The sequence below is a fragment of the Alteromonas sp. KUL42 genome (assembly GCF_006538325.1).
GTDB lineage: Bacteria > Pseudomonadota > Gammaproteobacteria > Enterobacterales > Alteromonadaceae > Alteromonas.
Map to the genome: position 1 here is coordinate 43,033 of NZ_BJKK01000019.1, position 22,044 is coordinate 65,076.

Sequence of the window (22,044 nt, forward strand, 5' to 3'; positions counted from 1 at the left end):
TTGATGATCTTTATGTTCTTTGATCGGTTACTCACAGATCTTGATGATCCTAATAAAAGTAAAAATAAACAGATCTAAAAGAGATCTTAAGATCTTATTTGTCGATCAGGCTTTTCAAATAAAAGGTTTTGAGGAAAATTTAATCATTTTCTTTATCCCATAACTCAGATAAAATATGCGCCCTTTTTTCAGCAGAATCTGATCTAAGGTCGTTAAATTTTAGAAATCGTAATTGATTGTTCAATAGTGAGGTTTATCCATGTTTTATGCTGAAGCATTTGATGTCATCGTTGTCGGTGGTGGACATGCAGGTACGGAAGCTGCACTTGCTGCTGCTCGCATGGGTGCCAATACACTATTACTTACTCACAATATTGAAACGATAGGCCAAATGTCTTGTAACCCTGCTATTGGTGGGATCGGTAAAGGACACTTGGTTAAAGAAATTGACGCTTTAGGTGGTGCAATGGCCTTGGCTATTGACCAAGGCGGTATTCAATTTAGAACGTTGAATTCAAGCAAAGGACCCGCAGTTCGAGCGACCCGTGCTCAAGCCGATAGAACACTTTACAAAAATGCCATTCGCAACATTGTAGAGAACCAAGAAAACCTTACGTTATTCCAACAAAGCGTTGATGATCTCATTGTAGAAAACGATCGTGTGTGTGGTGTTGTTACCCAAATGGGCCTTAAATTTAAGGCAAAAACGGTTGTTCTTACGGTAGGTACTTTCTTGGGCGGCACCATTCACATTGGTTTGGAAAATTACCGTGGTGGCCGCGCTGGCGATCCGCCGTCAATTGCATTAGCTGATAGACTTCGTGCCTTGCCATTCCGTGTTGACCGTTTAAAAACGGGAACACCCGCAAGACTAGACGCGCGTTCATTAGATTTCTCTGTAATGCAGCCACAGCCTGGTGATTCACCCACGCCTGTTTTCTCGTTTATGGGCGATCGCACTATGCATCCAACCCAGATTCCGTGTTATATCACGCATACCAATGAGAAAACTCACGACATTATTCGCGGTGGTCTTGATCGCTCGCCAATGTTTACTGGTGTCATTGAAGGTATTGGTCCGCGCTATTGCCCAAGTATCGAAGATAAGATCACGCGATTTGCTGATAAATCGTCTCACCAAATTTTTGTTGAGCCAGAAGGACTAAACAGCATAGAAGTTTATCCAAATGGCATTTCAACCAGCTTGCCTTTTGACGTTCAAATGAACCTTGTTCGTTCCATTAAAGGCTTCGAAAATGCGCATATTGTGCGCCCAGGCTATGCCATCGAATACGACTTCTTCGATCCTAGAGATTTAAAACAAACCTTGGAAACTAAGTTCATCCAAGGCCTGTTTTTTGCTGGTCAAATTAACGGTACTACAGGCTACGAAGAAGCCGGTGCGCAAGGTTTAGTGGCAGGTGCAAATGCTGCACTGCAAGTTCAACAAAAAGATCCATTGATGTTGCGTCGCGATCAAGCATACATGGGTGTATTGATTGACGATCTTGCTACCATGGGAACCAAAGAGCCGTATCGCATGTTTACCAGCCGCGCTGAATATCGCCTGTTGCTCCGTGAAGACAATGCGGATAGTCGTTTGACGGAACTAGGCAGAGAGATTGGTTTGGTTGATGATGCGCGTTGGACGAAATTCAATGACAAGATGGAAGCCGTGGAAGCTGAACTTCAGCGTCTTCGCGGTCAATGGATCCATCCTGATCACGCTGCTACACCGCAACTCAACACCATGCTTAAAAATCCGGTTAGTCGCGAACACTCTCTTGAAGAACTCATTCGTCGCCCAGAGATGACGTATGACCAGCTAATGGAAATCGAATCGGTAGGTCCGGGTTTAGAAGATCCTATTGCCGCTGAGCAAGTAGAAATCCAAATTAAGTATGCAGGTTACATTGCTCGCCAAATGGATGAAATTGCGAAAACGCAACGCCATGAAAATACTCTACTTCCTGTGGATATGGACTTTAGTAAAATATCGGGTTTATCCAATGAAGTGGTGGCAAAGTTGACTGATGCGCGTCCTGAAACTATTGGCAAAGCTTCGCGTATTTCTGGCATTACACCAGCGGCTATTTCTTTGCTCTTGGTTTACCTTAAAAAGCATGGCATGTTGCGTAAGCAAGACAAAATTAGCGCGTAAAACATCCGTTTGCTTTAAACGCACATATCTAGCGCTTAGCTTTTCGCGGATCTTCGCGTATCATTAGGGGCTAAGCGCTTTAAGCCCTTCTACACTTTTCGTGTAACGTCGGTAAAAGCTCCATTGTTCAATTAGTTAAAATAGAATTATCAATGACCATACAGCAAGATTTGCATACGATTTTGGCCTCAGGCCTTGAAGCCCTCTCGCTTGATCTGAGTGATTTGCAGCAACAGCAACTTGTTGATTATGTAATGCTTATTGATAAGTGGAACAAGGCGTACAACTTAACGTCAGTGCGCGATCCAAAACAAATGATGGTTAAGCATATCCTTGACTCGCTTGCCATTGTGCCCCATTTAACTGGTGACAATATCATTGATGTAGGTACGGGGCCTGGCTTGCCTGGCATGCCGCTAGCAATTGCATTTCCAGAGAAAAAATTCACCTTACTGGACTCATTAGGCAAACGCGTTCGCTTTATGACACAATGCGTACACACCCTAAAACTAGAAAATGTAACACCTGTTCAAAGTCGCGTAGAAGCGCACAGTGGTGAAGTTCCTTACGATGTTGTGCTTAGCCGCGCTTTTGCGTCTTTAAAAGATATGTTGCACTGGTGTCAGCATCTGGTAGATTCAGAAGGGCAGTTTTTGGCGCTAAAGGGTCAGTTTCCTCAAGACGAAATAGATGAAGTAAGTGATTACTTCCATGTTATCAGAACGGAAAACCTTACAGTGCCTAATCTTGTGGGCGAGAGACATTTGGTTTGGCTGAAGAAGAAATAATGGGATCTAACGTGGCTAAGGTAATCGCGATCGCGAATCAAAAAGGTGGTGTGGGTAAAACAACCACCGCGGTTAACGTAGCAGCATCAATGGCTGCCACGAAACGAAAAGTATTGCTTATCGATCTTGATCCTCAAGGTAACGCAACCATGGGTAGCGGTGTCGACAAATACGAGGTTGAGTCTACGGCATTTGAACTGTTGATCGAAGAAAAGCCCATCAATGACGTCATCGTAAAAAGTACCTGCGGAAAGTATGATCTTATTGCGGCAAATGGTGATGTAACCGCTGCTGAAATTAAATTAATGGAAATGTTTGCCCGCGAAGTGCGTCTGCGCAATGCCTTAAAACCTGTTATCGACTATTACGATTTTATTTTCATTGACTGCCCACCATCTCTTAACCAACTTACTGTTAATGCGCTAGCTGCAGCCGATTCTGTTATGGTACCAATGCAGTGTGAATACTATGCATTAGAAGGTTTGACTGCGCTAATGGATACTATTCAAAAATTAGCGTCTGTAGTTAATCCTGAATTGAAGATTGAAGGCGTATTGCGTACTATGTACGACCCGCGAAATCGACTAGCAAATGATGTTTCAGAGCAATTAAAGCGCCATTTTGGTGAACAAGTGTATCGCACGGTTATCCCGCGTAACGTTCGCCTCGCCGAAGCGCCAAGTTTTGGTACACCTGCTATGTATTACGATAAATCATCAACCGGTGCAAAAGCGTATTTGGCTTTAGCGGGTGAAATTCTGCGCCGAAGAGATAAATCAACGCCTGCACAGGCAAAAGCAAGTTAATTGAGAAGACGCTGATTTTTATCAGTTAATGTCATAGAGGAAACTATGTCTGCACGTAAAAGAGGCCTTGGCCGTGGCTTAGATGCGCTACTCGCTACTAGCCAATCATCTGCTCAACGAGAACAAGATGCCGCCGAGGTAATTCAAACCAATGGAGAGCTAAGCAAGCTTCCTATTGAATATCTAGTGCCAGGTAAGTATCAACCTCGGAAAGACATGTCTCCTGAAGCGCTGGAAGAATTAGCATCGTCTATTCGTGCCCAAGGCATCATTCAGCCTATCGTTGTTCGCAAAGTTGATGAACATCGTTACGAAATTATCGCTGGTGAACGTCGTTGGCGTGCTTCTCAACTGGCCCAGTTAGACGAAGTTCCTTGTTTGGTCAAAAACGTACCAGATGAAGCTGCCGTTGCTATTGCTCTTATTGAAAATATCCAACGGGAAGATTTAAATGCAATGGAAGAGGCGCAAGCCCTTGATCGTTTAATGAATGAATTTTCCCTTACTCATCAGGAAGTAGCTGAAGCAGTAGGGAAATCCCGTACAACTGTGACAAATTTACTGCGTCTCAATAACCTTAACGACGATGTTAAGTTGTTAGTCGAGCACGGCGATATTGAAATGGGTCATGCTAGAGCGTTACTTGCTTTAGAGGGAGAATCACAATCAGAAGCTGCCCAGATTGTCTCTGGAAAAGGGTTAACGGTTCGCGACACTGAAAAGTTAGTGAAAAAGCTATTAGAGCCTGCAAAACCTAAAGAAGACAAGAAAGTTGATCCCGATGTACAAAACCTTATGACCCGACTTTCAGAAAATTTGGGTGCGCCAGTGAGCATTGACCACAATGCCAAAGGCAAAGGAAAGCTTACAATTAGTTTCAGTGATTTAGAACAATTAGATGGGATTATATCTAAAATACAATAACTTATAATAATGGTTTTAGTATTTCCATTTTTGCCTACCCGCAAATGACATGTCGTCTGATGTTTGCATCGGACACTCTCCTTTCCGGTTATAGGAATAGAAAATTTTCAGAATAACTTTCAAAAAGCGATGTACTGTTGAAAATTATCGGTAAAACAGTATACTTCTGACGCTTTTTGTAAGACGTGAACAAGCTGCGAGAAAAAGTGACGAATAGGCTAGCAAAACGAGGTTTAGACCTCGCGAAAAAAGGGCTACTTTTTCAGGCAATAACCGCCCTGGTCGTTACAAGTATTGCAGGTGCTGCCGCCGGAGGACACTCCGCAATGTCGGCCGCCGCAGGTGCACTAATTAGCATACTGCCCACCGTTGTATTTACTGCTTTCGCGTTTCGTTATGTAGGCGCAAGTAAAAACGACCTTGTTGCACGTAGTTTTAGCCAAGGCTCTAAAATGAAGCTGGCACTGACAATTATTTTATTTGTAATTGCGTTTAAAGGCTTAAACGCTACGCCGCTTGAAATATTCGCTGCGTTCGTGATTACAACTGCTAGCCATGCGCTAGCCATGTTTCACTATGGTTCGAAAAAATAAAGACGATGAAAACATCGCATTAACGAAAAAAACGACCAAGTGATCCGGGAAAACCAGTCACCAAATTTTTACACTTTACAACTTGGGTTAAACAATGGCATCTGAATACACTACCTCAGAATACATCAAGCACCACTTGACCAATGCCACTATGTGCTCAACTGACAACGGAATTGCGTTTAACAAAGCGTGTTCTGATGCTGGTTTTTGGGCATGGCATGTAGACACGCTTGCGTGGTCTATTGGTCTTGGTCTTTTATTCCTTTTCATTTTTAGAAGCGTAGCTAAAAAAGCAACTACAGGCGTTCCTGGCAAAATGCAGGCGTTTGTTGAGCTTATCGTTGAGTTTGTTGACGACAACGTGAAAAGCACTTTCCACGGTAAAAGCGCGCTTATCGCACCATTAGCACTGACTATTTTCGTATGGGTATTGCTAATGAACTTGATGGACCTTATCCCAGTTGACGTACTACCTACTATTGCTGGTCTTATTGGTTCTTCTGCGTTTGGTATGGACCCGCATGATGTATACATGAAGGCAGTGCCAACCACTGACCTTAACTTAACATTTGCACTAGCTGCAGGTGTGTTCATCCTAATTCTTTTCTACTCTATCAAGATGAAAGGCATTGGTGGTTTCACTAAAGAGCTGACTATGCAGCCTTTTGGTCACCCACTGTTTATCCCTGTGAACTTCATTCTTGAGACGGTTACATTGCTTGCGCGTCCGCTTTCACTAGCACTGCGTTTGTTCGGTAACCTTTACGCGAGTGAGCTAATCTTTATCCTTATCGCGACGATTGGCTACTTCCAGCTTCCACTGCACTTTATGTGGGCTGTGTTCCATATTTTGGTTCTTCCACTTCAAGCGTTTATTTTCATGATGCTAACCATCGTGTACTTAAGCCTTGCAGCTGAAGATCACTAGGAATCAACGGGTACCGATGTCAGTAAAGTCGGTACCGTTTTTAACCGAGTTTTATTTTAAACATTAACCTTAACTAAACTTTAAATCGGAGATTTAAACATGCTTGCAATCGCAGTTGCTATCCTAATTGGTATGGGTGCTCTTGGTACCGCTATCGGCTTCGGTCTTCTAGGTGGTAAATTCCTAGAGTCTGCTGCTCGTCAACCAGAACTTGCACCACAACTACAAGTTAAAATGTTCATCGTAGCAGGTCTAATCGATGCTATCGCGATGATCGGTGTTGGTATCGCACTATTCCTATTGTTCGCTCCACCTCAGTACCTACTTTAATTCATACTCTAGCGAACTTTTATGAGGAGAGGCGATAGTGAATATTAACGCCACTTTTATTGGTCAATTGATCGCCTTCGCTGTGTTCGTGGTGTTCTGCATGAAATTTGTGTGGCCGCCGCTGATTGCAGCGATTGAAGAACGTCAGAAGAAGATTGCCGATGGCCTTGAAGCTTCTGAACGTGCAGAGAAAGACCTAGAGCTAGCTCAAGCGAAAGCCACTGAGCAGCTTAAAGATGCGAAAGCGCAAGCAGCTGAAATTATCGAGCAGGCTAAAAAGCGTGCCAACCAATTGGTTGACGAAGAAACGCAAAAAGGCCATGCGGAACGCGAGAAAATCGTCGCTTCTGGTTATGCCGAGATTGAAGCTGAACGCAATCGTGCCAAAGAAGATTTGCGCAAGCAGGTTTCTGCTCTTGCAGTAGCTGGCGCACAGCAAATCTTACAACGTGAAATCGATGCTAATGCACAAAACGACATTGTTGAAAAACTTGTCGCTGAGCTTTAATAGGGAGAAGAGCCATGTCTGAATTGACAACCGTTGCTCGTCCTTATGCTAAAGCTGCTTTCGATTTTGCTGTCGAGAAAGACGCCATTGCGAAATGGCAAGAAATGCTCACCTTCGCGGGTGCGGTAGCTGCGAATGAAGACATGCACCAGTTATTATCTGGTGCTGTTGCAGCCGATACTCTCGCCGACATTTTTAACAATGTTTGTGGTGAGCAACTCGATGAACACGGTCAAAACCTAGTAAAGGTATTGGCCGAAAATAAACGTTTAGCCGCGTTGCCTGAAATTTCTACTTTGTTCGATGCTTTTAAAGCAGAGTACGACAAAGAAGTAGAAGTGGACGTAACCTCAGCATCTACGCTGACAGATGCACAACAAAATGAGTTGGTTGCATCTTTGGAAAAACGTTTGGCACGTAAAGTGAAGCTTAATTGTAACGTGGACCCTGCCCTTATCGCTGGAATGGTTATTAAAGCCGGCGATACAGTCATTGATGGTTCCGTAAAGTCGAAATTGAACCGTCTAGCAGACGCGTTGCAAGCATAACGGGGATAAGAGCATGCAACTTAATTCCACTGAAATAGCTGAACTGATCAAGAAAAGAATTGAACAGTTCAATGTAACCAGTGAAGCACGCAATGAAGGTACTATCGTCGCAGTAACTGACGGTATTATCCGCATTCATGGCCTTGCAGATGTAATGCAAGGTGAGATGATCGAGCTTCCTGGAAGCCGTTACGCAATTGCACTAAACCTTGAGCGAGACTCAGTAGGTGCAGTTGTAATGGGTCCATACGCTGACCTACAAGAAGGCGTAAAAGTACAATCTACGGGTCGTATCCTTGAAGTACCAGTTGGTAACGCTCTACTAGGACGTGTTGTAAACACCCTTGGTGAGCCTATCGATGGTAAGGGTTCTATCGACGCTGCTGGTTTCGAACCAGTTGAAAAAATTGCACCTGGTGTAATCGAGCGTCAATCAGTAGATCAACCAATCCAAACTGGTTATAAGTCAGTTGATGCCATGATCCCAGTAGGTCGTGGTCAGCGTGAGCTTATCATCGGTGACCGTCAGTGTGGTAAAACAGCTATGGCTGTTGACGCTATCATCAACCAAAAAGGTACAGGCATTAAGTGTGTGTACGTAGCGGTTGGTCAGAAAGCGTCTACTATCGCTAACGTAGTACGTAAGCTAGAAGAGCACGGTGCACTTGCACACACAATCGTTGTGGCTGCTTCTGCTTCTGAGTCTGCAGCGCTTCAATACCTAGCGCCTTACTCTGGTTGTACTATGGGTGAATACTTCCGTGACCGCGGTGAAGATGCACTAATCGTATATGATGATTTGTCTAAGCAAGCTGTTGCTTACCGTCAAATCTCACTACTACTTAAGCGTCCACCAGGCCGTGAAGCTTACCCAGGTGACGTTTTCTATCTTCACTCGCGTCTACTAGAACGTGCTGCACGTGTAAACGAGCAATACGTTGAGCGTTACACTAACGGTGAAGTTAAAGGTCAAACTGGTTCACTTACTGCGCTTCCAATTATCGAAACGCAAGCAGGTGACGTATCAGCATTCGTACCTACTAACGTAATCTCGATTACTGACGGTCAGATCTTCCTAGAAACTGACTTGTTCAACGCAGGTATCCGTCCAGCGGTTAACGCTGGTATCTCGGTATCTCGTGTTGGTGGTGCTGCACAAACTAAAATCATCAAGAAGTTGGGTGGCGGTATCCGTCTAGCCCTTGCTCAGTATCGTGAACTAGCGGCGTTCTCGCAGTTTGCGTCTGACCTTGATGATGCAACTCGTGAACAGCTAGAACACGGTGAGCGCGTAACTGAGCTTATGAAGCAGAAACAGTACACGCCACTATCAATCGCTGACATGGGTGTTTCATTGTTTGCTGTTGAGAAAGGGTTCCTTAAGGATATCGAGCTTCCAAAAATCCTAGATTTTGAAGCTGCTCTTCACTCTTACATGAACAGTGAACATGCTGAGCTGATGAAGACTATCAACGAATCAGGTAACTACAACGACGAGATTGCCTCTCAGTTGAGCGACGCTTTAACTAAATTTAAAGCGACACAAACTTGGTAATCAATGGCGCTGGTGTTTAACCACCAGCGCAATACGTTGAGTAATCGGAGAGATAGTCATGGCCAGCGGTAAAGAAATAAAAGGTAAGATTGGGAGTATCAAAAATACTCAAAAAATTACCAGTGCGATGGAAATGGTTGCTGCGTCTAAAATGAAAAAGGCGCAGGAACGCATGGCCTCTGGTCGTCCATACGCACAAAATATGCTTAAAGTGATTGGTCACATTGCAAACGGTAACCTTGAATATCGCCACCCTTATTTGGAAGAGCGTGAAGTCAAGCGAGTCGGTTACATCGTGATTTCCACTGACCGAGGCTTATGTGGTGGTTTGAACACCAACGAATTTAAGCTTGTCACCCAAGACGTCAAAAAATGGCGTGATCAGGGTGTAGAAGTGGATTTTGCTGCATTAGGTTCGAAAGCGTGCTCGTTCTTCAACCGTTTTGGTGGCTCTTTGTTAGCTGCTGAATCAGGTTTAGGTGACAAGCCGACTGTGAGCGATGTAGTAGGTGTTGTGCGCGTTATGCTTAATGCGTATGACGAAGGTAAAATTGACCGAGTTTTCTTGGTATTCAATGACTTCGTTAACACCATGACACAGAAACCTGTGATCAATCAGTTATTGCCTTTGCCAAAGTCTCAAGACGAAGAATACAAGCATCGTTGGGACTACATCTACGAGCCAGATCCAAAAGAAATTTTGGAAGCACTAATGGTTCGTTACATTGAGTCTCAGGTATATCAGGGTGTTGTAGAAAACGCGGCGTCAGAACAAGCTGCGCGAATGGTTGCCATGAAGGCAGCAACCGACAATGCCGGTAACCTTATTGATGAGTTACAACTGGTATATAACAAAGCGCGTCAAGCTGCAATCACACAAGAAATTAGTGAGATTGTTGGCGGTGCCGCAGCGGTGTAGGCAAAGGTTTAAAAAAGATAACGAGGACAAATTATGAGTCAAGGTAAGGTCGTCCAAATCATTGGCGCCGTTGTGGACATTGAGTTTCCACAAGATGCGGTACCAAGAGTTTATGACGCACTACGAGTTACCCAAGGTGACTTGTCAGGTCTAACCCTGGAAGTGCAACAGCAATTAGGTGGCGGTGTTGTTCGCGGCATCGCACTAGGTACTACAGACGGACTACAACGTGGTCTTGCAGTAGAAAATACCGGTAACCCAATCATGGTTCCAGTTGGTACGAAGACACTAGGTCGTATCATGGACGTATTGGGCAACCCAATCGACGAAGCGGGCCCAATTGGTGAAGAAGAGCGTATGTCTATTCACCGTGAAGCGCCAAGCTACGAAGATCAGTCTAGCTCAGTAGAACTACTAGAAACAGGTATCAAAGTAATCGACTTGGTATGCCCGTTTGCTAAAGGTGGTAAAGTTGGTCTATTCGGTGGTGCCGGTGTAGGTAAAACAGTAAACATGATGGAGCTTATCCGTAACATCGCTATCGAACACAGTGGTTTCTCTGTATTCGCTGGTGTTGGTGAGCGTACTCGTGAAGGTAACGACTTCTATCATGAAATGAACGACTCAAACGTACTTGATAAAGTATCGCTTGTTTACGGTCAGATGAACGAGCCACCGGGCAACCGTCTACGTGTTGCTCTTACTGGTCTAACAATGGCTGAGAAGTTCCGTGACGAAGGTCGTGATGTACTATTTTTCGTAGATAACATCTATCGTTACACGCTAGCGGGTACTGAAGTATCTGCACTTCTAGGTCGTATGCCATCTGCGGTAGGTTATCAGCCAACACTTGCAGAAGAAATGGGTGTACTTCAGGAACGTATTACGTCAACGAAGACTGGTTCAATCACTTCAATCCAAGCGGTATACGTACCTGCGGATGACTTGACTGACCCATCACCTGCTACAACGTTTGCTCACTTAGATGCAACAGTTGTACTTTCTCGTGATATCGCGTCTCTTGGTATCTACCCTGCGGTAGACCCTCTAGATTCAACGTCTCGTCAGCTTGACCCTCTAGTAATTGGTCAAGAGCACTATGACGTAGCTCGTGGTGTACAGACAGTTCTTCAGCGTTATAAAGAACTTAAAGACATCATCGCGATCCTAGGTATGGATGAATTGTCTGAAGAAGACAAGCAAGTGGTATCACGTGCTCGTAAAATTCAGCGTTTCCTTTCTCAGCCGTTCTTCGTAGCAGAAGTATTTACTGGTGCGCCAGGTAAATACGTTGCGCTTAAAGATACAATCAGTGGCTTTAAAGGCATTCTAGACGGTGAGTATGATCACCTTCCAGAGCAAGCCTTCTACATGGTTGGTTCAATTGACGAAGCGCTAGAGAAAGCCAAGAAAGCATAATGAAAGGGCTAGCACTAGCTAGCCTTCCATCATGCTAACGTACCTAATCAGGAGGTTCACATGGCAATGACAGTACATTTGGACGTAGTAAGCGCAGAGAAGCAAATCTTCTCAGGTCGCGTTGAATCGATTCAAGTTACAGGTAGCGAAGGTGAACTGGGTATTCACCCAGGCCATGCGCCACTTATCTCTGCTATTAAACCTGGTATGGTGCGTTTGGTTAAACAGCACGGTGAAGAAGAAATGATCTATGTTGCTGGTGGTGTACTAGAAGTACAACCTGGTAACGTCACCGTTCTTGCTGATACTGCGGTTCGAGCTGAAGATCTTGACGAGCAGGCGGCAGAAGAAGCCAAACGACGTGCTGAAGAGCACATCGCCAACCCAGGCGCTGACTTTAATTATGCAGAAGCAGCTCTTGAGCTTGCCGAAGCAATTGCGCAACTTCGTCTTATTCAGAAGTTACGTAAATAAGCGAGCAGCTAATTTGAAAAAACCCGCCTTTCAGCGGGTTTTTTATTTTAAGTGCGAAAAACACTCATTCACATCTTCTTACGTTTAATAGTATTGCTTATTAACCATCTAATAGCTTATGGTTAGGCAGTTTGAAACAACGATGACGATTCAGCTTTACGATTTGATGCGCCTCAGTCATTGCGTAAACGAAGAGAATAATGACGTTTAATGCCTATTCCAATATGCACAAAGGTGCTGCTGTTGGATTTCTCCCACTACTTACCACATTGATATTATTGTCAGTGCACTACTTTACAGGTGCGCTTACATGGCCGGATGTTGGCGATATACGAGCTCAGCGAGATTTTAATTCGGCTGTAGGTATGTCAGTTATAACAGGTTATTTCTGGTTTGCTTTGCGTCTTATGCATCAAAATGTAGCTAGTACACTTATTTCGTTGCTGGTAAAGGCCAATCAGTTAAGTCAATTTACTGCGCACCGTCAGCAGCTCTCTGCGCAATTTAAACATCATATTTTTAATGCCATGATAATCTCTATTATGGTAACGGTTGTTTATTGCGTCATTGAAGGTTTAATTGCGACGAAGCAAGAAGTTCACGTGTTGTTTCTTACCGCTACTGCTGTGCCATTTTGGTTTCTCATATTCTTATTCTTGTTTCAGATTTCATCTAACATTAATTACCTAACCAAAAATGTTTTACCCAGCGCTGTTAGTGACAGTGATAGATTAAAGTCGATTATGACGATACTCAAATTAGGCACTACTAATAGCATTTTTGCGATGGGGGCGTTAGCGATATTCCCCATTTTTTGGCTTAAAAAGGATATCCCTTCTATTGATGTTCTCGTCGTCACATTCTTTACGGGCGTAGTTGCTCTGTATCTATTTCTTCCAGTTTTCAAATTGAGAGGTCTTCTAATTACTGAACAACAACTGGCGCTTGAGCACTTAGAAGAAGATATTAACAAAGGCATTAAACAATATGCCAAGAACATAACTTCGGCATCAAGCAGTTCTCTTGAGAGTATGGAAACCGAGAAAGAACGAATTTCCCAGATTACACGTAGTGCATTTGCGCTAAAAGATAAAGCGAGAGTGGCTGCGTGTGTCTTACTTATACCAATCTCTTGGGTAGTACTGATAATTATTGAATGGATAATTCAATTTCCCCTCTATCATTAGTACGTACCTGTGTGTGCCTTCTATAAACCACTCCCTTTTAAATAGTCTTATTAAGTGTTGCTAAAGAGTGTTGTGGTAAGCTTTCTTAAACTAGCTAAAGCGACGGCTGGTTCAGTACGATGAATAATATTGTTCAGAATGAAAAGCACTGATAAGGTAATTGTCTACAATTCAGACTTTAGGTTTCATTGTGAGAATATACGGCGACAAACGCTCAGGTAATTGCTACAAACTTCAGTTATTACTGGCTTTACTGGATAAGAACTGTGAGTGGGTTGATATCGATATTATGAAAGGTGAGACAAGAACTGCGGCATTTCTAGAAAAGTCTCCAAACGGTAAAATTCCTATACTGGAGTTAGATGACGGCAGGACGCTTAGTGAATCAAATGCCATTATGCACTATGTGGCTGATAGCACCCCACTAATTCCATCCTCTTCTTTTTCTCATGCGAAGCTTTTGCAATGGCAGTTCTTTGAACAATACAGTCACGAGCCCTATATCGCGGTTGCCCGATACATTAATGTGTATTTAGGTTTGCCCGAAGACAGAAAACAAGAGTTTGAATCTAAGCAAGCTGGTGGTTACCGCGCACTTGCTGTTATGGAACAACAACTAAAACAAACGCCTTTTCTACTTGGCGACAGATTGTCTTTAGCCGATATTTCATTGTTTGCATACACCCATGTTGCGCATGAAGGAGGCTTTGATTTGTCTGCCTACCCTGCTGTTCGGAATTGGCTTAGCTTAATACGGGAGCAAAATGGGTTTGTTCCTATGGAAAGCTAGTACTGGTAATACTCAGGTCTTTCTTCGATGAGATATCGGTCCTTGCCAGTGTTCCTGCATAGCAGTTTGTAAGTCGTAGAGTGCAGACATATCACGTTGGCAGATACATGAAATGCTATGTGCCGCCGCCTCTAGTGTAGAAAGCGCATGGGGTAATGAAGTATGGCGAATGGCGTATTGAGAAGGTGTTGCATTAGAAAAATGATAAGACGGTAACGTTTGTAACCAAGGAGATCGCTTTACTATACCGAAAGCTTGCTTCCAGCTGCCATCAATGAGAATTAGTGTTCTATAGTGTTGTTTTTGTGTTCTAGGCAAGTCTTCTAGCGCAGTACTGTTTTCGCTTGGGTAAATCAACGCGGTGGTTTGTTTACAAGAAGATTGCGCAAGTGTGTGCATGGCGTCAGCATTATCTGACAAAACAACACATGCTGAAGGAATACACATAGTCACAAGCCGCGCGGTATTCTTAGCGTGAGTGGCTTCTTTTGGGTGTTGAATGATAATGACATTCAAAGGGACTGAAATGTTTTTGATATGCTTACAGACGCATGTATTTATTGGATAGTGGCATTGTTCACAGTAAGCGCGCATAGTAGAGATACTTTGTGAAATTATTGCAAAAAGGGCAGTAACACATAATGAGTGATCATACCGTACATGAACGCGTGGTGAAAACGTTACGTGTTGTACCTGTGGGTGTTGTTGTGAGCTATGGGCAGTTAGCCGACTATTGCGGCCTACCTGGTAGAGCAAGAATGATGGGTAAGTGTTTGAGAGAAATTAAGGGGAAGCACAATTGGCACCGCGTAGTGAGGGCCGACGGAAAAATAGCATTTCCCGCTGGAAGTGAGAAAGCGCACGAGCAGCGACAACGTTTACAAGAAGAAGGTGTTGTCGTGAGCAATAACAAAATTAATATGAAGAAATTTGGTTGGAAGCCTGATTTACACACTATACTTTTAGAGATGGAGTTTTAACCATTGGTTCAATAATCGTGTAGGTCTTACTAGCTTAGAGTTAGCTATCTACGCGCTATTTTTTATTAATATTGGTTGAAGTGCACAATACAAAAATGATTAAAACAATAACTATAGAAGAATTAAAACCAGGTATGTTTGTTCATAAAATTGTTGAACAAAAAGGTGACTTGTCAGTAAAAAGTCAAGGGCGAGTATCTTCTATAGAAATGGTTAACGTATTAAAAAAACGAGGGGTGAAAACACTAGCTATTGATACAGAAAAAGCCTTCACACCTGAAACCAAAGAAGATATTCCCGCAGAAAAAACTGCGCCCGAGCCCGTTACTACGCCCGCGGAAAAAGTGAAAAAAGTATCACTTGAAAATGAGTTAGCGAGAGCTTCAAAACTTCATGCGCAGGGTAAAGAAATCCAACGTATTCTGCAAACGAACTTGCAAAAAGAAATGCCCTTCGATGGCAGTATACCCAAAGAATTTTCTAACAAGTTAGTCGAGTCTGTTGATAGAAACCCAGATGCACTTTTGTGCCTTACTCAAATACGAGAAAAGGATGACTACCTATTAGAGCACTCATTAAACGTAGCAATACTTTTGGCTAATTTTGCTAAGTTTTTAGGTATGTCAGAGGAAGAAGTACAAGACCTATCATATGCTGGTTTTCTTCATGATTTAGGGAAAATTAAGATACCCGATGAGATTCTACACAAGCCAGGAAAACTGACAGTTAGTGAAATGGAAATCATGAAAAAGCATGTGCAGTACGGTGTTGATCATCTTAAAGAAACGGACTTAGATGAAGCATTAATACAAGCGATCGGAGAGCACCACGAGCGTTTAGATGGTCGCGGGTATCCTTATGGAAGAAAAGGTGATGAAATCAGTAATGCAGGACGTATGCTTGCTGTTGCTGATATGTACGATGCATTGACAGCAGATAGGGTATATAAAGCAGGTATGTCGAGCAAAAAAGCCTTTGCCGTATTAATGAATGAATCACCTGTGCGCTTAGACAAATACTACGTCCAGCAATTCATAAAGTGCTTGGGCGTTTATCCCGTGGGGAGCTTAGTCATGCTATCGAATGAAAGGCTGGCTATGGTATTACAGCAAAATGATTCCCCATTTATGCCGGTGGTCAAGGTGTTCTATTCGGTTAAGCAAGGGCATTACCTAACCCCAAAAGACGTGGACCTTTCTCAAGAAAAAACGGTAACTGTTACAAAAGCTGTTATAGCCTCCGAGTACAACATCGACATTAACGCTTTTTTTGAACGTTCAGTTTCAATTGGCTAGTAATGTCTGTTTAAAGTAACACACTGTACAATTTACAGAGTGTTCGAGCAGCAATTCCCATACTCTCATACGTTGTTTGTTAATCCTATATTCAGGTTTTACTGAGTAATATGGGTTTAGTTCTGCGGTACATGGGCTCTATTCACTCTAAGTTACTGTAAGTTAGTACATATTAGGTTTTTCATAAGTTGCCAAATGAGCATTGGCGTACACCGCGAACGTTTCAAAAATTGAATTGTCTCAATGGAATAATTTTTGCTGACGTAATATTTAGTGTAACAAGATTAATTGATACTACGTATGGAACTGCGTTATACAGACGCTACCTGCGTGAAAAGCTCGCAAAATGCAATAAGAGGATGTTATGAAAAAGACATTAGCTGTAGGTTTAATAGCTGCTTCTTTAACAGTAGCGGGTTGTGCAAACAACCCAAACAACACACAAAAAGGTGCTGCAATTGGCGCGGTTGTCGGCGCATTATTAGGCAAAGCAACTGGTGATAACGATAAAAGTCGATATGCGTGGGGAGCTGCTGTCGGAGCTATTGCAGGTGGTGCGATTGGAAATTATATGGACAAGCAGGAAGAAGAGCTTCGCAATGAGCTTTCTGACTCAGGGGTTCAAGTTGTGCGAGAAGGCGATAACCTGCGCTTAATCATGCCCGGTGATATTACCTTTGCTACAAATAGTTCGACTATCAGCCCTAATTTCAATCCTGTGCTGCAAGACGTCGCCAAAGTAGTAAATAATTACGAAAAGACAGTCTTGCTAATTAAAGGTCATACTGATGACACGGGTTCAGAACAGTATAACCAGACATTATCTGAGCGTCGCGCTGGCTCAGTTAAGGCGTTACTGATGAACTATTCAGTGAACCCAACACGCATTACTACTGTTGGTATGGGTGAATATGCGCCTAAAGTACCCAATGACAGTGCGGCTAACCGTTCTATTAACCGCCGTGTCGAAATGGAAATCCAGCCATTAACCTAATGTAGTAGGTTAACTGTTGAGTACAGAATTAAATATATGAATAGAAAGCCACCTTAGTGTGGCTTTATTATTTTTGCGAAAGCGCTTTTATTTGTTTCGCCACATCGCTTGCAATGCTATTGGGGATTGGTATGGTTAAGTGGTATTGACTTACTTTCCACGTATTACCTTCTTTTACTAATACGCCAGTACCACGGGTTTCCCCTAGCTTTTCATTGTGAAGTAGTTCATCAAACCACGCCACGTCTTCATTTGGTGAGAAATAAACATGTCGTGTCGTGGGTGTATACGTCCAACCAGTACCTTTATCGAAATGGGGCTTTGCGTATTGCATAAAAGCATCTTTAGTCCACACTTCAGATGCGTCAGTACCGATGAATATAGCGTCGTCATGATACACATTGAAATAGGCGTCGAAATTGGCCTCAGAGGCATGTCGGTGAAGACCATTTAAAACAAAGTCAACAGCTTTACTATTTTCATCAGCAAAACACGGTTTTACGAGTACGAGAAAAAGTGCACAAAGAAATACGGCTTTCATTAGTAATCCCTTTTTTCTTATAGGTTTATGTTTCACATGAAACAAATAGCGGGCTTGATCGCTATAAGCTTATCGCTAAGACGATTAGCCTTCAAATTTCAGGGTTGATTCACGTATTACCAAGGTTGGTTCAAACAATCGTTGGACCATTTTCTTTTGACCATACACTTTATTTAGAATGTAGTTAGCTGACATTTCAGCCATTTCGTAAATCGGGTTACTTACCGTTGTTAGGCGGGGATAAACATGGTGTGCAAACACTACGTCATCGAAACCGACAATAGACAAGTCTTGAGGTAGACTCATACCTAAGTCACGTGCGCAGCTAATTGCTCCAGAGGCCATCCAATCATTTGCGCATACTAACGCAGAGAATGGCACATCCCGCGCAAGTAATTCTAATAGGCCAGCTTTACCGTCTTCTTCTTGGTAGTCGCCGTTATAAATCAGTTGCGTACTGATAGGAATTCCCACTTCAGCCAAAGCCCGTTTATGCCCTGCCAAACGTTGTGATGCATCGTTTTTCTCGGTAGGCCCTGAGATATAAGCTATGTTCTTGTGACCAAGTTCTATTAAATGGCGGGTGGCAAGGTATCCACCTTGTTCATTGTTTAATGTAGTACAAGCATCAGCAATACCATCGATTTGGCGGTTAACTAACGCAATTGGCATTTTGGTGTTGTTTATTTCTAGAAGGTACTCATCCGACAGCGCCTCAGCGTGCATGATAAGTGCGTCGCAATTTCTGCTTATTAAGAATTCTACGGCGTCTTTTTCTGTAGCCAAACAATTTCTGCCAACAGTAATAATGACATGCTTATCTGCCGCACGTAGTGTCGATTCTACCGCTTGCATCAAATCACCAAAGAAAGGTGCGTTAAGCTCTGGTACAAGTACACCAATACTATCGGTTCGGCTGTTTGCCAACGAACGTGCAACTGAGTTAGGGCGGTAATTAAGTTCCTTTACCGCCTGCTCTACCCGCTCTTTAAGTGCTTGGTTAACTGTCGACTTGCCATTAAGTACACGAGACACTGTTGATAAAGAGACGCCAGCACGCTCTGCAACTTGGTATATGGTAGCCATGCAATACAACCTCGCAATGTTTAGGCACTATGTATAATACAACTATGCATTATGCCGTTATTGGCACGGGTTCGCCACGTCGCATACGCAATGCCTGTGTAACTTCTTGCTGTTTCTTATCGTCTAAAGGGTAAAAATAAATTAACAGTGCCCCTACTAGACCAAAGCACGCTGGTATCCAACTCATAAGCGATTTCATACCAGGAAGTGCTTCAGCAATAGTACTTGCATCCAAACCATTGTAGCCATAACTACCGAGTACCAATAATACTAATGCACCGGCAAATCCTCCACCGGTTTTTTGCACAAAAGACCCTGCCGAATACACCAGCCCTGTGGCTCTTCTGCCGGTTTTGTATTCACTATAATCGGCGGCATCGCCAAGCATAGAAAAGAATAATGTGGGCAAAATGGCGGCAAAAAATTCGGCGCTACAGCCTAATATGAATATGCTAGTGGCATTTCCTTGTGGTACAAAATATATACCTGATGTAAGTAGGCTGCTGGCAATGAGGGCAATGATAAACAGTGGTTTTCTACCAAAATATGATGCTAATTTGTGGGTTGCTAACGCGCCCAAAATAGACACCACTAATAGTGCAATAAAGAAGTAGCCTGTTAATATTTCATTGCCTATGTAGTATTTGAAGTAATAGGCTATAACGCCATACTTTATCCCGTTAAACATCATGGTTAAAAAACCCATTCCCAAAAGAATCAACCATGGCTTATTAGAGAGCAGGTCAATTACATCCTGTTGAACGCGGCTGTTTTGGCTAGCTGGGCGTTTAATGAGTTTTCTTATCGCAAAGGTAGTAATCAGCATTACCGCAACGAAGACAGCACCGGTAATCGCATTTCGATAATAGAAAAACGCAGTGATCGCACCTAGCGGGAACAAGATCAATGGCAATTGGCGAGTTAAATCGCGCAGTTCATTTAGAAGTGAAGGTGAGCTGGCGTTTAATACATCGTTTGATTTGCCTATTTCTGTGTTAACTCTCTCTTTTGTGGTGAATACGGTAATAAGCATAAGGACCACCAGTAAAAGCGCAAATAGCCACATGGTGTATTGATAACCTAGTGCTGGCTTCCCGTCGCCCAATAGTTCTACTAGCATAGGCAGACAGCCCATTACTAATAATCCACCTAAAAATGCGCCCGCGAAGCGATAGCCAGACAAGCTAGTACGTTCTTTATCATCGCTTGTCATAACCCCCATAAGGGCAGAATAAGGTACATTGTTTACAGTGTATGCAAGGGTTAAACCCAGGTAAGTAAGGTAAGCGTAAACGAGTTTTCCTGTGTATGATAAGTCAGGAGTCGTGAAACACAAGATCATGAATAGCCCTAAAAACGGCGTTGAACCTAATATCCAGGGCCTAAATTTACCCATTTTGGTTTGGGTTCTGTCGGCAATCATACCCATGATAATGTCTGTTACACCATCGGATAAACGTACAACCAAAAATAGCATGGCTGCTGCCGCAGCCGTAATGCCAAACGTGTCAGTGTAGAAAACAGCAAGGTAAGCAAGTGCTCCACGCCATACTAAATTTGCCGCTGCGTCGCCTAAGCCGTAACCTACTTTTTCACGTAATGTTAGTGAGTACTTCATTTGAGTATCTCCACGTTATCTTTGTTCTTGTCGGCTTGCTAATAGTGCCCTGTAGGCTTTGGCGCTGTCTTTTAAAGTGCGTTTTTGTGTCTCAAAGTCGACATAAACCAGCCCAAACCGCTTTTCGTAGCCTTCTGCCCATTCAAAGTTATCTAGGAGGCTCCAAGCGAAGTAACCATTCACTTCAATGCCGTCCTCTACTGCTTTATCCACCATGTTAATATGATGGTGGTAGTACGCAATTCTGTCCTCATCAGCAATGACATTATCAACAAGCTTGTCAGCCATAGCTGCGCCATTCTCAGTTATATAGATCGGTGGCAAAGAGTAACGTTTATTTAATGATGTTAGTAAATCATAAAGTGCTTCAGGATAAATTTCCCAACCAATGTCAGTGAGCGGGCCTTGGTGTATATGCTCGTAATATAATTCGTTTTTGTTTTTCGGAGAAGAATAATGGAGTCGGGTATAGAAGTTAATGCCTAAAAAATCAATTGGTTGTGAGATTATTTCTAAATCACCATCTTCTATAGGTGGACGTTCTTTTTTTGGCAAGTCCTTGATAACATAAGGGTAAGTGCCTTCTATTACGGGTTGAAGATACCACAAGTTAATGTATTCATCGGCTTTTTGTGTTGCAACTACATCGCTTTGCTTATCCGTTGCTGGGTAACAAGGGGTAAAATTGAGTACTATACCTGCTTCACAGTTAGGTACATTGCGTCTAAGTACCCTCATTCCCAAGCCATGAGCCAAAAGAATGTGATGCGCAGCTGTCCTTCCATTTCTACGACCTACTCTTCCTGGTGCGTGAACGCCTATTTCGTAGCCCAAATAGGCACTGCAAAAGGGCTCATTAAATGTGGCATAAGAAAATACACGCTCTCCTAGCGCTTGGGTTATCTTGTCTACATAGTTTTCAAATTCATACGCAGTTTGGCGGAATAGCCATCCCCCTTTTTCCTCCAAATGCTGTGGTAGATCCCAATGATAGAGGGTAACGAACGGCTTTATTCCTTTATCGTTTAATGCATTGATGAGCGTTAGGTAAAAATCTACGCCTCGTTGAATTAATTCGCCATTTTCATCAATAACACGGGGCCAAGATATAGAAAAGCGGTATGCATCAACACCTAAGTCAACCAATATTGCCAAGTCTTCTTCCCATCTATTGATATGATCACATGCAATATCGCCGTTAGAACCATCCGCTATAGCGTCTTCTCGTTGGCAGAACCTATCCCAAATACATTCAAGTCTATTTTCGATATCCCCTTCTATTTGAAAACTTGATGTGGCGGTTCCAAAAATAAACGACTTTTTTTAAGAGCGAACTATTATTTGGCAGAGTAATGCTTTTCATTAAATCAACCTTTGCTTGGCTATTTGTAGGGTTCTAATAGGCAGAAATGGAAACTGACCTTTTTCTTTCGTTGCAGTTTTATAGCACAATAAATACAAAATGAGAAAGCGCTTTCTCTTCAAGAAGGTATTTTTTATTCTAAATATGTTAAATTTGATTGGTTTTTTGTTCTTAATCTTATATTTTTAATATCTCTAGTTTTTGTGTTTAATAATATGATTTATATTGTTTTTATTA

At 42.8% G+C, this 22,044-nt stretch carries 22 protein-coding genes and 1 pseudogene; 18 read left to right on the plus strand and 5 right to left on the minus strand.

The window, feature by feature from the left end; translation table 11 throughout:
- Window positions 1-259 precede the first annotated feature (259 nt).
- From mnmG to EYR97_RS18685, 15 genes are all read left to right on the plus strand, one after another.
- Window positions 260-2,161: a tRNA uridine-5-carboxymethylaminomethyl(34) synthesis enzyme MnmG gene (gene mnmG, locus EYR97_RS18615; RefSeq protein ID WP_131095267.1), complete on the plus strand. Its 1,902-nt coding sequence runs from the start codon at window positions 260-262 to the stop codon at window positions 2,159-2,161.
- A gap of 152 nt (window positions 2,162-2,313) precedes the next feature.
- Window positions 2,314-2,949 (plus strand): 16S rRNA (guanine(527)-N(7))-methyltransferase RsmG, encoded by a 636-nt coding sequence (gene rsmG, locus EYR97_RS18620; RefSeq protein WP_131095268.1) that lies wholly within the window; start codon window positions 2,314-2,316, stop codon window positions 2,947-2,949.
- Window positions 2,950-2,960: 11 nt separating this feature from the next.
- The gene (locus EYR97_RS18625; protein WP_131095269.1) at window positions 2,961-3,755 is read left to right on the plus strand and encodes a ParA family protein; all 795 of its coding nucleotides are present in this window, start codon (window positions 2,961-2,963) and stop codon (window positions 3,753-3,755) included.
- Window positions 3,756-3,800: 45 nt separating this feature from the next.
- Window positions 3,801-4,679: a ParB/RepB/Spo0J family partition protein gene (locus EYR97_RS18630; RefSeq protein ID WP_131095270.1), complete on the plus strand. Its 879-nt coding sequence runs from the start codon at window positions 3,801-3,803 to the stop codon at window positions 4,677-4,679.
- Window positions 4,680-4,885: 206 nt separating this feature from the next.
- Complete coding sequence (locus EYR97_RS18635; RefSeq protein WP_131095271.1) at window positions 4,886-5,272, plus strand: ATP synthase subunit I; 387 nt, start codon at window positions 4,886-4,888, stop codon at window positions 5,270-5,272.
- A gap of 94 nt (window positions 5,273-5,366) precedes the next feature.
- On the plus strand, window positions 5,367-6,200 hold the full coding sequence (gene atpB, locus EYR97_RS18640; protein ID WP_131095272.1) for a F0F1 ATP synthase subunit A: 834 nt from the start codon (window positions 5,367-5,369) through the stop codon (window positions 6,198-6,200).
- A 99-nt stretch (window positions 6,201-6,299) separates the two neighbouring features.
- Window positions 6,300-6,530, plus strand: a complete 231-nt coding sequence (gene atpE / locus EYR97_RS18645; protein WP_075177146.1) for a F0F1 ATP synthase subunit C — start codon at window positions 6,300-6,302, stop codon at window positions 6,528-6,530.
- A gap of 37 nt (window positions 6,531-6,567) precedes the next feature.
- On the plus strand, window positions 6,568-7,038 hold the full coding sequence (gene atpF, locus EYR97_RS18650; protein WP_131095273.1) for a F0F1 ATP synthase subunit B: 471 nt from the start codon (window positions 6,568-6,570) through the stop codon (window positions 7,036-7,038).
- Between the two features lie 14 nt (window positions 7,039-7,052).
- On the plus strand, window positions 7,053-7,586 hold the full coding sequence (gene atpH / locus EYR97_RS18655; protein ID WP_131095274.1) for a F0F1 ATP synthase subunit delta: 534 nt from the start codon (window positions 7,053-7,055) through the stop codon (window positions 7,584-7,586).
- 13 nt (window positions 7,587-7,599) lie between these two features.
- Entirely contained in the window at window positions 7,600-9,141 is a 1,542-nt protein-coding gene (atpA, locus tag EYR97_RS18660) for a F0F1 ATP synthase subunit alpha (RefSeq protein WP_131095275.1), read from the plus strand.
- A 58-nt stretch (window positions 9,142-9,199) separates the two neighbouring features.
- On the plus strand, window positions 9,200-10,060 hold the full coding sequence (gene atpG / locus EYR97_RS18665) for a F0F1 ATP synthase subunit gamma (protein ID WP_131095276.1): 861 nt from the start codon (window positions 9,200-9,202) through the stop codon (window positions 10,058-10,060).
- Between the two features lie 33 nt (window positions 10,061-10,093).
- On the plus strand, window positions 10,094-11,479 hold the full coding sequence (atpD, locus tag EYR97_RS18670) for a F0F1 ATP synthase subunit beta (protein ID WP_131095277.1): 1,386 nt from the start codon (window positions 10,094-10,096) through the stop codon (window positions 11,477-11,479).
- A 60-nt stretch (window positions 11,480-11,539) separates the two neighbouring features.
- Window positions 11,540-11,953, plus strand: a complete 414-nt coding sequence (locus EYR97_RS18675; RefSeq protein ID WP_131095278.1) for a F0F1 ATP synthase subunit epsilon — start codon at window positions 11,540-11,542, stop codon at window positions 11,951-11,953.
- Window positions 11,954-12,153: 200 nt separating this feature from the next.
- Window positions 12,154-13,140, plus strand: coding sequence for a hypothetical protein (locus EYR97_RS18680; RefSeq protein ID WP_131095279.1), 987 nt, complete (start codon window positions 12,154-12,156; stop codon window positions 13,138-13,140).
- Between the two features lie 190 nt (window positions 13,141-13,330).
- The gene (locus EYR97_RS18685) at window positions 13,331-13,930 is read left to right on the plus strand and encodes a glutathione S-transferase family protein (protein WP_131095280.1); all 600 of its coding nucleotides are present in this window, start codon (window positions 13,331-13,333) and stop codon (window positions 13,928-13,930) included.
- A gap of 12 nt (window positions 13,931-13,942) precedes the next feature.
- Here EYR97_RS18685 and EYR97_RS18690 read toward each other — a convergent pair whose 3' ends face one another.
- Window positions 13,943-14,524, minus strand: a complete 582-nt coding sequence (locus tag EYR97_RS18690) for a tRNA-uridine aminocarboxypropyltransferase (protein ID WP_131095281.1) — start codon at window positions 14,522-14,524, stop codon at window positions 13,943-13,945.
- 47 nt (window positions 14,525-14,571) lie between these two features.
- Between EYR97_RS18690 and EYR97_RS18695 the strand changes: the two genes are divergently transcribed.
- From EYR97_RS18695 to EYR97_RS18705, 3 genes are all read left to right on the plus strand, one after another.
- Window positions 14,572-14,910 carry an MGMT family protein gene (locus EYR97_RS18695; protein WP_131095282.1) on the plus strand — a complete coding sequence of 113 codons (339 nt, stop codon included), beginning with the start codon at window positions 14,572-14,574 and terminating at the stop codon, window positions 14,908-14,910.
- Between the two features lie 95 nt (window positions 14,911-15,005).
- Window positions 15,006-16,205: an HD-GYP domain-containing protein gene (locus tag EYR97_RS18700; RefSeq protein WP_131095283.1), complete on the plus strand. Its 1,200-nt coding sequence runs from the start codon at window positions 15,006-15,008 to the stop codon at window positions 16,203-16,205.
- 364 nt (window positions 16,206-16,569) lie between these two features.
- Entirely contained in the window at window positions 16,570-17,199 is a 630-nt protein-coding gene (locus EYR97_RS18705; RefSeq protein ID WP_131095284.1) for an OmpA family protein, read from the plus strand.
- A gap of 67 nt (window positions 17,200-17,266) precedes the next feature.
- On the opposite strand, the gene EYR97_RS18710 is transcribed toward EYR97_RS18705, so the two are convergent.
- The 4 genes and pseudogenes from EYR97_RS18710 to EYR97_RS18725 all read right to left on the minus strand — a co-directional run bounded on the left by EYR97_RS18710 (window position 17,267) and on the right by EYR97_RS18725 (window position 21,807).
- Entirely contained in the window at window positions 17,267-17,740 is a 474-nt protein-coding gene (locus EYR97_RS18710; protein ID WP_131095285.1) for a nuclear transport factor 2 family protein, read from the minus strand.
- Between the two features lie 84 nt (window positions 17,741-17,824).
- A complete protein-coding gene (locus tag EYR97_RS18715; protein ID WP_131095286.1) occupies window positions 17,825-18,826 on the minus strand; it encodes a LacI family DNA-binding transcriptional regulator in 1,002 nt (333 codons plus the stop codon).
- Between the two features lie 49 nt (window positions 18,827-18,875).
- Window positions 18,876-20,444, minus strand: coding sequence for an MFS transporter (locus EYR97_RS18720; RefSeq protein WP_131095287.1), 1,569 nt, complete (start codon window positions 20,442-20,444; stop codon window positions 18,876-18,878).
- Window positions 20,445-20,459: 15 nt separating this feature from the next.
- A pseudogene (locus tag EYR97_RS18725) lies at window positions 20,460-21,807 on the minus strand (GH1 family beta-glucosidase).
- Window positions 21,808-22,044 lie beyond the last annotated feature (237 nt).

Excerpts from the sequence above, each read along its gene's own strand:
- atpH (WP_131095274.1), top strand. The coding sequence starts at position 7,053 with ATGTCTGAATTGACAACCGTTGCTCGTCCTTATGCTAAAGCTGCTTTC.
- atpD (WP_131095277.1), top strand. The coding sequence starts at position 10,094 with ATGAGTCAAGGTAAGGTCGTCCAAATCATTGGCGCCGTTGTGGACATT.
- atpA (WP_131095275.1), top strand. The coding sequence starts at position 7,600 with ATGCAACTTAATTCCACTGAAATAGCTGAACTGATCAAGAAAAGAATT.
- EYR97_RS18700 (WP_131095283.1), top strand. The coding sequence starts at position 15,006 with ATGATTAAAACAATAACTATAGAAGAATTAAAACCAGGTATGTTTGTT.
- EYR97_RS18680 (WP_131095279.1), top strand. The coding sequence starts at position 12,154 with ATGACGTTTAATGCCTATTCCAATATGCACAAAGGTGCTGCTGTTGGA.
- EYR97_RS18695 (WP_131095282.1), top strand. The coding sequence starts at position 14,572 with ATGAGTGATCATACCGTACATGAACGCGTGGTGAAAACGTTACGTGTT.
- atpB (WP_131095272.1), top strand. The coding sequence starts at position 5,367 with ATGGCATCTGAATACACTACCTCAGAATACATCAAGCACCACTTGACC.
- atpG (WP_131095276.1), top strand. The coding sequence starts at position 9,200 with ATGGCCAGCGGTAAAGAAATAAAAGGTAAGATTGGGAGTATCAAAAAT.
- EYR97_RS18710 (WP_131095285.1), bottom strand. The coding sequence starts at position 17,740 with ATGAAAGCCGTATTTCTTTGTGCACTTTTTCTCGTACTCGTAAAACCG.
- EYR97_RS18705 (WP_131095284.1), top strand. The coding sequence starts at position 16,570 with ATGAAAAAGACATTAGCTGTAGGTTTAATAGCTGCTTCTTTAACAGTA.
- atpE (WP_075177146.1), top strand. The coding sequence starts at position 6,300 with ATGCTTGCAATCGCAGTTGCTATCCTAATTGGTATGGGTGCTCTTGGT.
- EYR97_RS18690 (WP_131095281.1), bottom strand. The coding sequence starts at position 14,524 with ATGCGCGCTTACTGTGAACAATGCCACTATCCAATAAATACATGCGTC.
- EYR97_RS18720 (WP_131095287.1), bottom strand. The coding sequence starts at position 20,444 with ATGAAGTACTCACTAACATTACGTGAAAAAGTAGGTTACGGCTTAGGC.
- mnmG (WP_131095267.1), top strand. The coding sequence starts at position 260 with ATGTTTTATGCTGAAGCATTTGATGTCATCGTTGTCGGTGGTGGACAT.
- EYR97_RS18630 (WP_131095270.1), top strand. The coding sequence starts at position 3,801 with ATGTCTGCACGTAAAAGAGGCCTTGGCCGTGGCTTAGATGCGCTACTC.
- EYR97_RS18675 (WP_131095278.1), top strand. The coding sequence starts at position 11,540 with ATGGCAATGACAGTACATTTGGACGTAGTAAGCGCAGAGAAGCAAATC.
- rsmG (WP_131095268.1), top strand. The coding sequence starts at position 2,314 with ATGACCATACAGCAAGATTTGCATACGATTTTGGCCTCAGGCCTTGAA.
- EYR97_RS18715 (WP_131095286.1), bottom strand. The coding sequence starts at position 18,826 with ATGGCTACCATATACCAAGTTGCAGAGCGTGCTGGCGTCTCTTTATCA.